This is a genomic window from Pseudomonas sp. R25(2017), assembly GCF_002112565.1.
Classification (GTDB): Bacteria; Pseudomonadota; Gammaproteobacteria; order Pseudomonadales; family Pseudomonadaceae; genus Aquipseudomonas; species Aquipseudomonas ekonensis.
In genome coordinates this window covers 50,202-63,796 of record NZ_NEHZ01000004.1, presented here as the reverse complement: position 1 = coordinate 63,796, position 13,595 = coordinate 50,202, and the positions used below count along the sequence as shown (strand labels likewise).

Annotated in this window: 13 protein-coding genes; 12 read left to right on the top strand and 1 reads right to left on the bottom strand. The window is 56.0% G+C overall.

Annotated features, from left to right (window positions below; translation table 11 throughout):
• Positions 1-172: 172 nt before the first annotated feature.
• The 12 genes from CAG31_RS06340 (at position 173) to CAG31_RS06290 (ending at position 12,257) form a co-directional block, all read left to right on the top strand.
• The gene (locus CAG31_RS06340) at positions 173-919 is read left to right on the top strand and encodes a lysozyme inhibitor LprI family protein (protein ID WP_085579009.1); all 747 of its coding nucleotides are present in this window, start codon (positions 173-175) and stop codon (positions 917-919) included.
• Positions 920-1,004: 85 nt separating this feature from the next.
• Positions 1,005-1,430, top strand: coding sequence for a hypothetical protein (locus CAG31_RS06335; RefSeq protein WP_085579007.1), 426 nt, complete (start codon positions 1,005-1,007; stop codon positions 1,428-1,430).
• A gap of 44 nt (positions 1,431-1,474) precedes the next feature.
• Entirely contained in the window at positions 1,475-1,789 is a 315-nt protein-coding gene (locus tag CAG31_RS28075) for a hypothetical protein (protein WP_139831335.1), read from the top strand.
• Positions 1,790-2,130: 341 nt separating this feature from the next.
• Positions 2,131-2,904 (top strand): hypothetical protein, encoded by a 774-nt coding sequence (locus CAG31_RS06330; RefSeq protein ID WP_085579005.1) that lies wholly within the window; start codon positions 2,131-2,133, stop codon positions 2,902-2,904.
• Between the two features lie 29 nt (positions 2,905-2,933).
• Positions 2,934-3,395: a hypothetical protein gene (locus tag CAG31_RS06325; RefSeq protein ID WP_085579003.1), complete on the top strand. Its 462-nt coding sequence runs from the start codon at positions 2,934-2,936 to the stop codon at positions 3,393-3,395.
• A gap of 20 nt (positions 3,396-3,415) precedes the next feature.
• On the top strand, positions 3,416-4,765 hold the full coding sequence (locus tag CAG31_RS06320) for a lysozyme inhibitor LprI family protein (protein WP_085579001.1): 1,350 nt from the start codon (positions 3,416-3,418) through the stop codon (positions 4,763-4,765).
• 67 nt (positions 4,766-4,832) lie between these two features.
• A complete protein-coding gene (locus CAG31_RS06315) occupies positions 4,833-5,321 on the top strand; it encodes a cell division protein (protein WP_085578999.1) in 489 nt (162 codons plus the stop codon).
• Positions 5,314-6,756, top strand: coding sequence for a TIGR01777 family oxidoreductase (locus tag CAG31_RS06310; RefSeq protein WP_085578997.1), 1,443 nt, complete (start codon positions 5,314-5,316; stop codon positions 6,754-6,756). The genes CAG31_RS06315 and CAG31_RS06310 overlap by 8 nt, the downstream gene beginning before the upstream one ends.
• Before the next feature lie 9 nt (positions 6,757-6,765).
• Positions 6,766-9,216: an alpha/beta hydrolase gene (locus CAG31_RS06305; RefSeq protein ID WP_085578995.1), complete on the top strand. Its 2,451-nt coding sequence runs from the start codon at positions 6,766-6,768 to the stop codon at positions 9,214-9,216.
• 85 nt (positions 9,217-9,301) lie between these two features.
• Positions 9,302-10,150, top strand: coding sequence for a type IV pilus biogenesis/stability protein PilW (locus CAG31_RS06300; RefSeq protein WP_085578993.1), 849 nt, complete (start codon positions 9,302-9,304; stop codon positions 10,148-10,150).
• Positions 10,147-11,226 (top strand): M48 family metallopeptidase, encoded by a 1,080-nt coding sequence (locus CAG31_RS06295; protein ID WP_085578991.1) that lies wholly within the window; start codon positions 10,147-10,149, stop codon positions 11,224-11,226. Before CAG31_RS06300 ends, CAG31_RS06295 begins: the two co-directional genes overlap by 4 nt.
• 77 nt (positions 11,227-11,303) lie before the next feature.
• On the top strand, positions 11,304-12,257 hold the full coding sequence (locus tag CAG31_RS06290; RefSeq protein WP_085579511.1) for a hypothetical protein: 954 nt from the start codon (positions 11,304-11,306) through the stop codon (positions 12,255-12,257).
• 557 nt (positions 12,258-12,814) lie between these two features.
• Here CAG31_RS06290 and CAG31_RS06280 read toward each other — a convergent pair.
• Positions 12,815-13,183 (bottom strand): DUF6124 family protein, encoded by a 369-nt coding sequence (locus tag CAG31_RS06280; RefSeq protein ID WP_085578987.1) that lies wholly within the window; start codon positions 13,181-13,183, stop codon positions 12,815-12,817.
• Positions 13,184-13,595 lie beyond the last annotated feature (412 nt).

The following is a 13,595-nucleotide window of genomic DNA, read 5'->3' as shown; positions in this document are numbered from 1 at the left end:
TATGCCATTGCTTGTTTAGAAAAGGTGACTGTTGGAAAAGGTGACAAATTTATTTGTGGTGCTGCGCTCAGCGGCTTTGATTTTGGTGCGGCGTTTAAATAGATCTGTTCCGTGTATTTAGAATCAAGCAGGTTCTAGTTTGCTGTTGGATTTTTGCGGATGTCAAGGGATTATGAATTTTAGATTTAGTCTTGTTTTGGCTTTTTCTTTGCTGTCTTCGGTTGTGAAAGCAGAAGGAACTATGGTTGCAACCGTGCTTCAGGCCGATTTTTCCAAGGATCCGGAAGTACGGCTGCTCGTGAGGGTTGTAGACATGGGATGGGGGCCGGATGCTCCGTCCATGGCCCTTCGTAAAGAGTGTCTGGCGAGGGTGAAATCGTCTGACCGTCCCGGCCCGGACCCATGCTTTTCGATTGAAATCACCGAGAGCAAAAAGCAACGGGCCATTGTTCGGCAAACGCTGCTGAATGATCCTCAGCGCTCAACCGACCCGATCTATCTGGAAATCGTCTACCAATCTGAAGTCAGTGCAAGCGATCCGACCAATCATTACGGGCGCTCTGCCTGGCTGAAAGTTGAAGAGAACGGTTTCTACAATTGGAACAACGAAACCAAACAGGCGTTGGCGGATGTCGTGTGGCCAATTGCGCCGAGTGGGACGCTTGATCTGGTTGTGACGGATACGGATGCACTGCTCAACCTCGTTTACCGGGAGCGCATGGAACGGTTGGACGAAAATGCACAGAAAGGCCTGAGGGAAACCCAAAGGGCCTGGATGAAATTTCGAGACGCGGAGTGTTTGCCTGAGTCGAAATCGTATAAATCGGTTTTCGGGGAATGGTCGAGCTCCTGCTTGATCCGCGCGACGATAGAGCGAGCCCGTCAATTGGCTATGGCTCCGGACAAGAGCAAACAGTGAACTAAAGCGTTTGACCAGTAGGTTTATGGAGTGAGGAAGTTGTGAGGAAATTGGGACAGGTTCATTTGTTGCTTCATGGATGAGTATGAACAAACTTTTCTTTCTCTCTTTTGCGCTATTCCCTTTAGGTGCTCAAAGCGCAGTCACCACCGAATCACTTTGCTTCGAACTTACCCAATCGAGCCCGGTAAAATTCGAACTCCGAACCTACTATGACGACGCCAGCAAATGGTCTGGTGGTTTTGTGAAGTACGCCAAATCCAGCGAACCCATTTCCATTGTGTTGGCTGATTCCAAGAGCGAAATCCTCGACCCGGACGCGCCTTGGCAGTACACCAGAACTTGGTTTGAAGTCGCCAACGGCAAGGTCACGGGGACTTATGAGTTGATGACGCAAGGCTCACAGATCGTGTCGATGTCTTACACAAAGCAGTCCAACGGCAAGGTATACAGCTTCGGAATCAATACCAGCATCGACTCCTCTCCGGAGTCCGGATGCAAGTGGGAATAGAGATTGAAAGGGGGGCAGATTTATTTGGCTAAAAGGGTGTTGTGATGAAGGTTTTGTTTATGCTGGTCAGTGGTTTTTATTTTATTGCGTTCTTTTTGCCAAATGCTCAATCAGAATCTTTGGATAGATGTGGTGTTTTAATCCCCGAGATTCCCGGTTTTAAGTTGAGCGTGAGAGTCGAGGGTGGTGTGTGCTATGGCGAACTTATTTCGAGTGTCAATTTAAATCCAGATGTTTTGACAGAAGAAAATATTTTCCTGATTGAGCCTGTCGAGTTTGAAAGGAGCTTGGCAGCATCCGGCCGGTTCGATGGAAATGGTAAATATATTTACAACTACGCCGCGGATGATTCGTTTTAGCAGAGACTGGAAACAGGAACAGTAGATTTTGCTAATTTTTCAGCATCGGGTTCTGCCGAAGTCAAGGTACTAATATCTCCTTTCATGCTCTGGAATTCTGATGATGAAGTTGCCGCTGCTGAGAGAAAATTCTCTTTGGCACAGAATGGTCTGTTGTTCGACTGCTTTTATGGGTTGAAAGGTATAAAAGGTGTGACAGTAAATTTTTCTGCATGCGTACCTAGGTCAAATCTAAAAAGTGATCCCAACTTGGTTGGTATTAAAGAGTCATTTGAGGCTATGAAGCCTAGCAAAAATTAGTCAAACAAAGTGCAAGGATGGCAAAAGGGAGGTGTTTATTGATGAGAGCTTTGTTTAAATCTGGATTGCTAATTTCATTTTTTCTATATTCGATAGCTTCGTTTGCTTGTGATGTCCCCGAGAGTAAAGCTTACCACTCGATCTCAACAAAAGGCGGTACGATTGTATTTGATCTAGTCCCAATAGAGAGTGAGGCGAGTGGTGACGGATCAAGTAGTCAAAAGGGGATTGATGTTAGCTACATTGATTGTGTGAGTAAGGCTAAGAGGCTGGTCGGACAATTGCCGTATTTGGCAGATACAGGGCAAGTGCGCGCGGCTTTTTTTGTTGATATAGAAGGTGGCTCTGAAAGTGAATTTTTTGTAATTCATAGTGTGGGGATACATTCTGATATCGGAGTTAAATACTCTGGCGAGTACTATAGTGTGCATGTGTACAAAAAAAGCGAAGATGGTTACTCAAGAGATGAGCGTATTTCCAAGTATTTTGGTGAGGGTGGAGATATATTGAATGATGATTACCAGGGGTTGTTGTACGCGTTTCCCTACAAGGATCAATTGTCTGTTATTAATAAACTTGCTACTCCGGCATTTTCTAAATGGAATGAAGGCGTCCCCGTTCAACTGACGATAAACAAAAATGCCAAAATTTATAGTTCTCCTGTTTTTGACGATGTCACGCGTATGTATTTGATTGCCGGGGACAAGGTTCAGCAGGAGGCTGTTGAGGCTGGCTGGCTCTCGGTTATGTTCAAAACACCGAAAGGTAAAGAAATTCGCGGATGGATCTTGTGTGGTGATGCTGATGGATGTTGATGTCGCGGAGTTATGAATAGAGCGAACACATGCGATCAAAAACTCTAGCAGCATCACTGCTCGGCTTGCTGTGGGCGATGCCGGTGCTAGCCGAAACCACTACGTTCAGCCCAGCCAAAGACGTCGAGGCGACGCTGGTTCTCGAAGGCTCCACGCTGAACGTCGCGGTTAAAAGCGAAGCGCATAACGAGTCGTGGACAATCAATTTTGAGGCCGAAAACGAACTCCATGTGCAGGTCGATGATTTCAATTTCGACGGCGCCCAGGATTTCGCGGTCTGGCAGCTTGATGACGGCATGGGCACTTACGGCTACTCCCGGGTGTTCATTTACCACGCCAAAAGCGGCACCTTCGAAGAGTTGCAGCCGGATTGCGGCGATGGCTTTATTAATTTGCGCGTCGACAAAAAGCGTAAGGCGTTGCTCAGCACCTATTGGGACATGAACATACCCAAGCAATGCATCACCCGGTTCGCCAAACGCAAAGCCTGAATGCCCCAAGGAAGAACACAGTGAAACGTTTTGTTTTTGCCCTGCTGGCCGTGCTGCTGCCTGTTTCAGCGGTGTACGCGCAGGATGACTGCAGCCATGTCACCTCTAGCCTGGAAATGGTGCCCTGCTCGGAGGCGGCAAAAAAGGCTGCCGATACGCAGTTGAATGTCAGCTACAAACTATTGATGGCGCGTCTTGAGTCTGATTATCGAGCAGACCCTGCGTTGGGCGCGGAGTACGCGGCGAAGGTTAAAGAGTCACAACGTGCGTGGCTGAAATTGCGCGATGCGAACTGCCCTTTGGAGGCATTCGAGATCGAGGCGGGGGTGCCGGCGCATGTGTTTGCGGTTAACTCGTGCATCGCCAGAATGAGTCGCGAACGCTCGGCGTATCTGGACAAGATCGCGCCTGGACAACCTGAGCAGTCAACCGATAAAAGCGCTGCGTGCCCAGCTGACGACTTCATGCCGTTCCTCGCGGCATTTTCTGCCGATAGCCAATCTCAGCGCAGGTTCACGGCGATGACGGTCAAATCGCTCGCGTTGAAACCGACGGCCGAATCCGGCCGTTTCGAACCGATCGTTACAGGTGTGAAGGGGGCCGAGTTGGGCTATCCGTTAATGGCACCCATCCCCTCCCGCGAGATTCCGGGAGTCAAGATACAAGAGCTCGACGATAGCCACTCCATCGTTGTGGATAAGCGCGCAGGTTGGAGCCACGTTAAAGTCTTCAATTTTTCGCGGCAGGCCTGTTGGGTGCTTGAGGGCGTTGAAGACTGGTCGATCAGTGATAAAGATCTGGTCGTTGCGAGCAAGCCCAAGCTGAGCAAGGAAGAGAATTTCTGTTACCAACGTGCCGAGGCGTTCGAAGCGTTGGGGGCTCCGGAAGATCAACCGCTCACGGTCGAGTTGTTTGAAGCCACCTTGGAAAATCTGTTGTGCGCAGCACGCTCTGGAGACCCACTCGCCAGTTACAAAGCGGCCATTCTGAGTCTCTCGGGTATGGCGCCGCAGGTGCCGACAGACACGCTGGAGTCTTTATTCAAAGCAGCAGCCACTACGTTGCCCAGCGGTGCGATGGGGCTTTCTGAGTTTTACTGTGACGGCAACGAGCTCACCTCCGACGGGCCCTGCAAAAATCCCGCGCTCGCAGAGCAAGCACTGATGGGCGCCGTGAAAATGGGCAGTGCCATCGCGATCAGCAAGTTGGGATCAACCTTTGCGAGCGGCGAGTGGGGCACCCAAGACGCCTCCCGAGCCATGGCCTGCTATCAACTGGCTCTCGCCCAAGGCTACGAAGGGGCGAACTTCGGTCTGGAGCATCTGCAGAAGAACTCCACCACTGAGATCAAACCCAGTTATTGCTTCTGACAGCCACCGAAGCCGTACGGTTTTCCTTTAAACTCCCCGCCCTCAAGGAACACGCTCAGGACACGGAATGCCAGTCCCCTCTTTCTCCCTTCGCCGCGCATGGGTGCTGTGGCTGTACGCCGCTGCGCTGGTGCATTTGCTCGCCGGTCTCACCCTGAGTTGGGCCGGTCATTCCGGTTTGCTTGAGGTTTATTTGCAAACCCTTGAACAGGTTTTCTGGGGCGCCGATGCAGTGCCTGTTGCCGCTCGTGAGCAACAGGTCTGGTGGCTCGCGTTGTTCGGGGCGACGCTGCAAAGCTACTCGCTGTTCATGCTTACCTTGGTGCACATTGGCAATCGCCTGAAAACCCCGCTGGCCTGGGGCGGGTTGATGGCCGGTATTGTTTTGTGGGCGCCGCAGGACATGTTGTTCTCCGCGCAAAAACAGGTGTGGTCGCACCTTTGGTTCGACTGCGCTGCGCTGCTCGTGCTGCTGCCGCCGTTGCTCTGGCTCTATCGCCACGACCGCCGAATTTCCTCTTCCCAAACTTCCTTGAGTGAGCAAAACCATGCCTGATTTTTCGTTACTGGATTGGGCGCTCGCCTTGCTGATTGCCCAGGCATGCCTGGGAGCGCTCGACACTCTATATCACCACGAACTGACGGTAGCGTTACCGTACCGCCACAGCGCGCGGCTGGAGTTGTCGATCCATGCGCTGCGTTCGTGTTTCTACGGGATCCTGTTTCTCGGCATGGCGCATCTTGAGTTCCATGGCGCGTGGGCGGTGGTCGTTGCGCTGCTGTTCGCGCTGGAGATCGGTCTTACGCTGTGGGATTTCGTGGTCGAGGATCGAAGCCGCAAGCTACCGGCCATCGAGCGCATCATGCACACGGTGCTGGCGGTCAACGGCGGGGCGTTCTTTGCGCTGTACGGCGTGCAACTGGTGCAATGGGCGAGTCTGCCAAGCGGCTTGAGCGCCGCCGATTTCGGCTGGAAAGGCTGGGTGCTGACGCTGTTTGCGCTGGGCGTGACTGCGTCGGGTATTCGCGATGGCCTGGCGGCGTTACGCATGCAGCGCGAGGGAAAACCCTCCAACCCGTTTGCCGGCGGTGCCTACAAACGTGTGCTGGTCACCGGTGGCACCGGGTTCATTGGTGAAATCCTGGTCAATCAGTTACTCGACGCCGGCCACACCGTCAGCGTGCTGGCCCGTGATCCGTTGAAAGCCGCTTACCTGTTCGACGGCCGAGCACGCTGTGTGCGCTCGCTGAGCAAACTCGGCTATGACGAAACCTTCGACGTGGTGATCAATCTTGCTGGCGCACCGGTCGCCGGCCCGCGCTGGAGTTCCAAGCGGCAGGCCCAACTGCTGGCCAGTCGGGTCAACACAACCGAAGCGCTGATGAACTGGCTGAAGAACGTCCGCCATAAACCCGCGCTATGGATTCAAGCCTCGGCCATCGGTTTCTACGGTGTACGCGATGCCAGTGAAAGCCTCGATGAACACGCCAGCAAGGGCGACGGATTCATGGCCGAGCTCTGTGCGCGCTGGGAGGCTTCGGCACAGCCCGCCACGCAGTTTGGCGTGCGTCAGGTGGTGCTGCGCCTCGGCGTGGTGTTCGGGCCGGGCGGTGCGTTGCTTCCGTTGCTGATTCCGTTCCGCTTGGGCTTCGGCGGTCGCATGGGCGATGGCCGGCAGATCATGAGCTGGGTGCACCGCGATGATGTGATCCAGGTGATCGCCCGATCCTTCCACGATGAAAATCTGCGTGGCACCTACAACATGGTCGCGCCCGAAGCCGTCAGCCAGGCAGCGTTCGCCGAGAACGTCGGCAAGGTTCTCAAGCGTCCGGTGTGGTTTCACATTCCCGCAGCGCCAGTGCGTGCGTTGGCCGGGGAAATGGCTCAGTTGTTCTTCGACGGTCAGCGTGTGGTGCCGCAACGTTTGAGCGAGGCGGGCTACACGTTCCGCTATCCGACCCTCGACGCCGCGCTGCGCGATCTGGCCTGAGGATCGCCCATGAGCAAGCCTGTGATGTACCTGCTGGCCGGCAACGGCAGTGCCGCCGATTGGTGGGATGACGCGCTGCCGCATTTTCAGCGGTACGACGTGGTGCCGCTGGAGTTGCCGGGCTTCGGCGCCAACCCGCAGCCCCCCTGCGAGGACCTGGCGGATTACGCCAAGACCTTGTTGGCGATGACGCAAAAGGGCAGCGCGATCATGGCCGTCGGGGTCAACGCGTTGCTGGTGCTGCATGCGCTGCAACGTCGGCCCGGGCACTTTTCCCGCAGTGTGTTGCTGGCGCCGGTGGGCGCCTTTTTGTGGCAGCGCCGATTGCCGGCGCTGATGTCACCGCTGCCGATCCGCAAGAGCATTCACTGGTTGCTGTCGAACAAACCCACGCTGTTCGCGCGCAAGTTCTCCAACCAGACCTGGACGCCTGCGCAATATCAGCGCATGGGCGCCGGTTATGCGCGCTGCCGTGCGTTTGTGCCGCACTGGGATCTGATCCGTGCCGACACCGCGCTGCCCTTGCTGGAGTGGATCACCGACCCGGTGGAACTGGTCTGGGGCGATCAGGATCAGGTGCTCGGCATCGAACAAGCGGCGGCATGGTCGGCGATTCTTGCGCGCGCGGACCTGACCATCAGCCTCAAACCCGGTTGGGGCCATTACCCGTGGATCGACGCGCCCGCGCCGTTTGCGCAGTGGCTGGAGTCGGGCGAGCGCGGGTTCGTCGCGCACACCAAGGGCGGGCGCTTGCGCCTGGCGGAACTGGCCCGGCAACCGGTGCCGGCGGCGCTGAGCCTTAACGATTGCAACGATTCGCGTCTGCCGGCCTTCCTCGCCAGGGAACCGCAGGCGACCTGGGCGGTGCGTTCCTCCAGTTATGGCGAAGATCAGGCCGACTCGGCGAATGCCGGTTTGAGCACGACTTACCTGCGCGAGCCGGCCGCCAACGTGCCGGCGCGCATTGCCGAGCTGACTGCCGAAGGTGTCGAGGAAGTGGTGGTGCAGCGCTTCATCACGCCGCAGGTGTCGGGCATCGCGTTTGTGCGTCATCTGTCGGTGGAGCTCGAATGGGTTGAAGGTCATCTGGAATCGTTGGCCGATGGCCAGGTCAGCCCGGAGCGGGCGACGCTTTCGCGGCTCGGCGACGCCTGGCGCAGCGGCACATTCACGTCCACTCATGGGTTGACCGAAGACGCGCTGTGGCGCTTTCTCCAGGATGTCTTGCGGGTGTTCCACTACATGCCCGGCGATGTCGAATGGGCCTGGGACGGCGCGCAACTGTGGCTGCTGCAATACCGGCCGATCAGCGACTACGGCTGGCGCCGGCACCTGACGGCCGCCAACATCGCCGAGATCCTGCCGCCGCAACCCAGCGTGCTGGTGGAGTACGCCCAGCGCCGGGCCGCTGCGAGCATTCCGGCGATCATGGCTCGTTGGGATGCGCGGGTGCTGCAGGACAACGAGCCGTTCACGGCTGTGTTTGGCGGCGCGTCCTACATCAACAATGACCTGTTTCTCGCACGGTTGGCCGACTGGGGCATCAGCGCAAGCAGTTACGCCGGTGAAGTCGGCGGCGCGACCCCGCATCTGCCGTGGCGACCGCTGCGGATGTTGCGTTCGCTACCGTTGTTCCTGCGCATGCAGCGTATCGCCCGCGGGCATTTGCTGAGCCTTGAGCACGGCTTGCAGCGCTTCGACCGGGAGCTGACCGACCTCGTCACCCAAGGGGCTGACGGTCAGCGACTGGCCGACTGGTTCACCCGGTTTTATGTGTTCGTGGTGCAGGGCAATCTGTGCATCGCCACGGCGCTGGCCAGCAGCGGCGGGGACTGGCTGGGCCGACCGCCCACCGCTTACGACAACTTGGACAACAGCCCTCACCGACTGCCGTGGGAGACCGACCCGGCCACACCTCGGCCTGCGTCGAACGAACTGCCGCTGCAGGCGTTCCCGCAATGGTCAGGGCTGATCCGCCTCGCCCATTCGACCGGCCTGCCGGGCCTGCGTGGTTACTACCTGCAAGTGCGCGAGTGGTATCGCGACAACCTGATGCGCATCTTCTTCCGCCTGCATCACGCTATGCCTCTGGCGGATCGCGAACACTGGTTTGCGCCGCACCCGGACATCCGCACGCGCGACGGCAGCTTCTGGCAGGACGGCCGCGAAGGTGCCGAACAGGCTACCGGATTCATGATTTACCCGGGGCAGGTGCGGGGCATTCTTGGCGAAGACATTTTGCTGGAAGACACCCTCGATCCGGGGCGTCACGCGCACTATCAGGCCGCGCGGGCGGTGATTGCGCGGATGGGTGGGCGGTTGTCGCATGGTTCGACGTTGTTGCGGGAACTGCGCAAGCCGTCGGCGGTGATGCCGCAGGTGGATTTGGCTTGGGTGGGGTGTGAGGTGGTGTATCGGGATGGTGAGCTGGAACTGATGAATTCGAAGGATGAGAAGTGAAACGACTGCTGGTGTTATGTGTGAGCGTTTTCAGCAGCCCTGACCATTGAGCAGTCGGAAAGTCCCTCGGTGAAAAGGATCGTCTATGGCCAGCCTTAAGTGGGTGATGATTGTCGTGAGCCTGTTTGCCTCAGCCAATGCTTTGGCCGAGGACACCCAGATTGTCGGGGTGGGCGGGCATGTATTGACGCTGAAGGACAAGAAATGGGGCAGGCCGGCAGCGGAGACAGCAGTCGCCTCGTTTACCGCGAATGGCAAGACTTTCCCCCTCTATGTTGCCGACGTTGGTACCGAAGCACACGACAGTGGGCTAAGTCCTGACAAGAAAACAATGCTGATCCTTCAGACGCTGTATGGCGTTGTCGTTGGTCAAGAGGGTGAAGAAATCCCGACTGAGGAGACTGGCTGCGGTGTCGTTTCGATGGAGACCGGTTGCGTACTGAGTCAGCATGCAGCCAGGTTTTGCTACGGCAAGTGGGAGGGCAATCGATGGGCCTCCGGTGAGGGGGAAGTTCTTGACCTTGCCTTGACGACACCTTCTCCAAAGGAGTTGCTGAAGCAAGTCTCAAGTATTGAGGTGCCGCAATCCCGCGTGGAAGAACTCACATTCAGTCTTCGCACAATAAGCCCAGACGCCTATATGGCTTGCCACCCACCGGCGCGCAATGTTCAAGCTTTCAACGACCTGGCCTACTACTTGGCCGAGGGCGGTAAAGATGAGCTGGTGCTGAAGTTTTATCGCGGCGTTGAGGCGGTCGGAAAACGCACGGTGCTGATGTTGAATATCGCCGATTCCCTCTGGCGCCTTGATCGCAAAGACGAAGCGCAGCGCTATTACAGCCAGTACCGTGACGCGATGAGTGCGGATCGCAAAGCGCAGAAAATTCCAAAACGTGTCGTTGAGCGAATTGCAGATCAGGAAATGAGAAATTGAACAGGATTGTTCGTTTTATCGCATTGAGCCTTGGGTTTATTCCCACTTCATACGCGCTCGCTGCGCCGCACGTCCTCAAGGAAATCCCGGCAAGCCTGCTTGGCGATGCATCACGGCAGAACGTTTTCGTTCTTGCGGGTGATGCAGATGGGGCTTCCAACCGGTTATTGATCGCACCTGTGCAAGCGCGCAATGAGGACATTTTGCTCGATACGTCCAAGGCGTTGCCTCTGACCAAGAGTCAGTATTCGTCTGAGCTTCTGGACAGTTTCAGCGTACGGGTTCTCAAAGGGCGGTCTGCAGCCATGACGGTTGTGGATCCGCAAGAGGAGGAGGTTCTGGTCAAGCAGCGATTCGTTGAGGCTGGGGACTACATTGCGCTGGTGACCAACGAAGAAGGCAACACGGTTTTCAACTTCAATCTGTTGTTCGCCTACAACAAGGGCTCAAGGCAATTTGAACTTAAAGAAGTGCTGCAGTTGGTCAGCAACGATTCCTGTGATCGCTCGCTGGTGAGCGTATCGGAGTTGCCGTTAGGGACATTGGGCCCAATCACCTTGGCTTCCTTCAACGGTCTCGAGGCTCTTCAAAAGTTACGGGCTGCTAACGTCAGTCAACCTGCGGGCGGCTACAAAAAACTGATGACGGTCGATTCCGCTGACCTGCTGGACAGAGCGCTGGCAGCGTATCGAAAGGGTGATAGCGACTCCTTCAAGGAAATGATGAGTTATACGGTGATGGGAGATGACGCTCATGGTGCGTGTTCTCCGGAAAGCTACATCGTCAAAAAGTACTACTACCCGCAGCATCCAGGTTGGTCCAATGACCTCGGGTTTCTGCTGGGCGAGGCGGGTTACTACGCGGAGTCTATTCAACTGCTGAATGCGGTGATTGCGCACAACCCGGAGCGGACAGTGGCTTACCTGAATCTCGCCGATGGCTATTGGGGTGTGGACGATAAGCAGCGTGCGTCAGCCGCGTACAAGCAATACGCATCGCGAATGTCGGAAGCGGGAAAGGCTCCGAGGATTCCTCCCAGGGTGTTGGAGCGCAGCGTGGGAGCCCCCGAATCGTGATTGCATTCGTAGATTGATCAATAGGGAAGTGACTGGACTTGAACTGGATATTGAGTCGTATCTGTTTGCTCGGCGTCATGGCCGGCTTGTTGGTCCAGCCGGTATCGGCAAGTGACCCGCAAACCATTGGCCAATTGCATCCGCCGGTGGTGGCTTCGTTGGGTGATCAAAAGATCACAGTGTTTTTTTTGAAGAACAATTTGAAGGGCCATGTGACCGGGGTTCACGTGCCGGGCGCCGAAATTTTCTACTCACCCGTGAATGCAAAGACACCCACGCTGAATTACGTATGGAAGCTTGAGGGCGAGGAAGTCGTATCAGTATTTTTCTACGTCCGAAAGCAGCCGGAGTTGGCAGGGAAGTCCATGTACGTGCTGACGAAAAGCAAAAGGTCGTACGGCGGTTTCGAGGGATATGACTATTCAGTGATAGAGCTGCCGCTCAGGAAAAGCGGCGACGAATTGTCTTTGCATTTTTTCCGTGGTGACCCGCCTGATCCTGAACTGCAAAACTGCCACGACGGCACCGATCCGGAGACGGGCCAGAAGGTGGTGTGTGCTTACAAGGATGCCGCGAGCGTGAAAAAGCGTCTTGCGGAACTTGATGGGGGCGCAAGTCAGGATCAAAAACAGCAGGATGGGCTGAGTCGTGAAACTCCTGATGCTGCAGGGGGCACGGCTAATACTGCTTGTCCCTCCAGCGAGTTTTCAGCGTTTCTTACAGCCTTTTCCGAACGCGCAGAAGTGCAAAAAGCATTTGCCCAACAGCCGTTGCAACTGGTCACCACCGTACCGGGCGATCCCGAGCCGGGATTGGAAAAACGCAGTGTGAGCGGTGATCAGATCAAGTTTCCGCTCATCCCCGGTCGCGAAAAGCGCGATGCCGAGGGCCTGACGCTGACCGTCAAGGAAGTGCAGGGCAACAGTGCCACGGCAATTCTGCAGAAGCCGGATACGGACTATGTGTTCGAGTACCGGTTTGTTCGAGGGGCGTGCTGGGTGCTTGAAGAGGTTTCGGACTTTTCGCTTTAGCGCTTTGGCATTCATCTGAACCGCCACGTAGATTTGTGGCTATCCGTACCGCTTAAGGAATGATCGGTTTGAAGTATTTGTCTGTGCTGCCTTTGGTTGCGCTATTGCTCTGTCCTTTGGCTGCCTATGGGGAACTCACATCCGAGGTTCGCTGTTTTCGTTCGTCGGAAGGCAAGAACATCAATTTTGAGTTCAGGACGTATCACGACTCCGTGTCCATATGGGGCGGGGTGGGTGTCCGGTATAGGCAGTCCAAGCGATTTATTACGCTTGTGCATCGGAACACCGAGCAAATAATCCTGGCAGAGGATCGACCGTATGAGTTCACGACGACTTGGGTGGAGGTCTCCGAAGGTGCTCTGACAGGTGAATATGAGATGGTCAGTCAGGGTGCCCGTGTCTACAGCATGGTCTACACGAACTACAAGTCTGGGAAGAAGTACTCATTCGAGGAAGATTTCGGTATAGATTTTTCACCTGAGACGGGTTGCCAGTGGTGATCCCGGAACCATCAGAAAAGGGGACTCAACGTCCCCTTTTTTCCGCCCACGATCCAGCTACGGCCTGACCTGATACTCCCTGAACTCAATGTGATCGATTGTGCCTTCCACCATCAAGCGCACGCCGTCCGCCATTCTGCTCAGGCCCAGTGCCATCGAGCGGCGGGGGCCGTCGAGTTCGTCGGCCAGGTTGGCGGCGATGGCGCTGATGCATAGGAGGTCTTCGGAGGCGTTGGCCATGAGGGCTTCGGCGTCGGCGTTGGGGCAGAGGATGAACAGGCCGCCGAGGCGTTTGGGGCGCGCGGTGGCGGGTTTCAAGTGGTGGTCGAGGGCGCGTTCGGCGGCTTCGTGGAGTTTCCTTGAATCAAGGGATTCGTAGGGGGAGGTTTCTGGTGTTGCGGGGGGATTGGGTGTTGGTTTGATCATTAGCGCTTACTCCAGATTCAAGGAGCTGACACCGTTTCGCTCGCACTTCGAAAGTGGTGGCAGCTGTGCATAGGTGTGCAAGACCGGTGGAGTAACCCGGCAGACCCGAAGGCCTCCCATACACAGCAGCCATAACGATCCGCGAGCATAGGAAAACGCCCGGCCGATTGCCATAACCAATGTGTACTCCCACCGGACTTGCACGTCCGAGTCACCGATTTTGCGGCGACACACAGAGGCTATCGACGAACCGCTAGCCCGCCTAGTTCATGGGCATCCCGGCGTTTTGAGGGAAATTTCCTATAGGTTTGCGAGGCACAAGATCAAAAGATCGCGGCTTCGGCAGCTCCTACAGGGATGTGTTTCAACGCGTGTAGGACGCTGGGTTGGAAATCGTGACTTGGCAGTCATC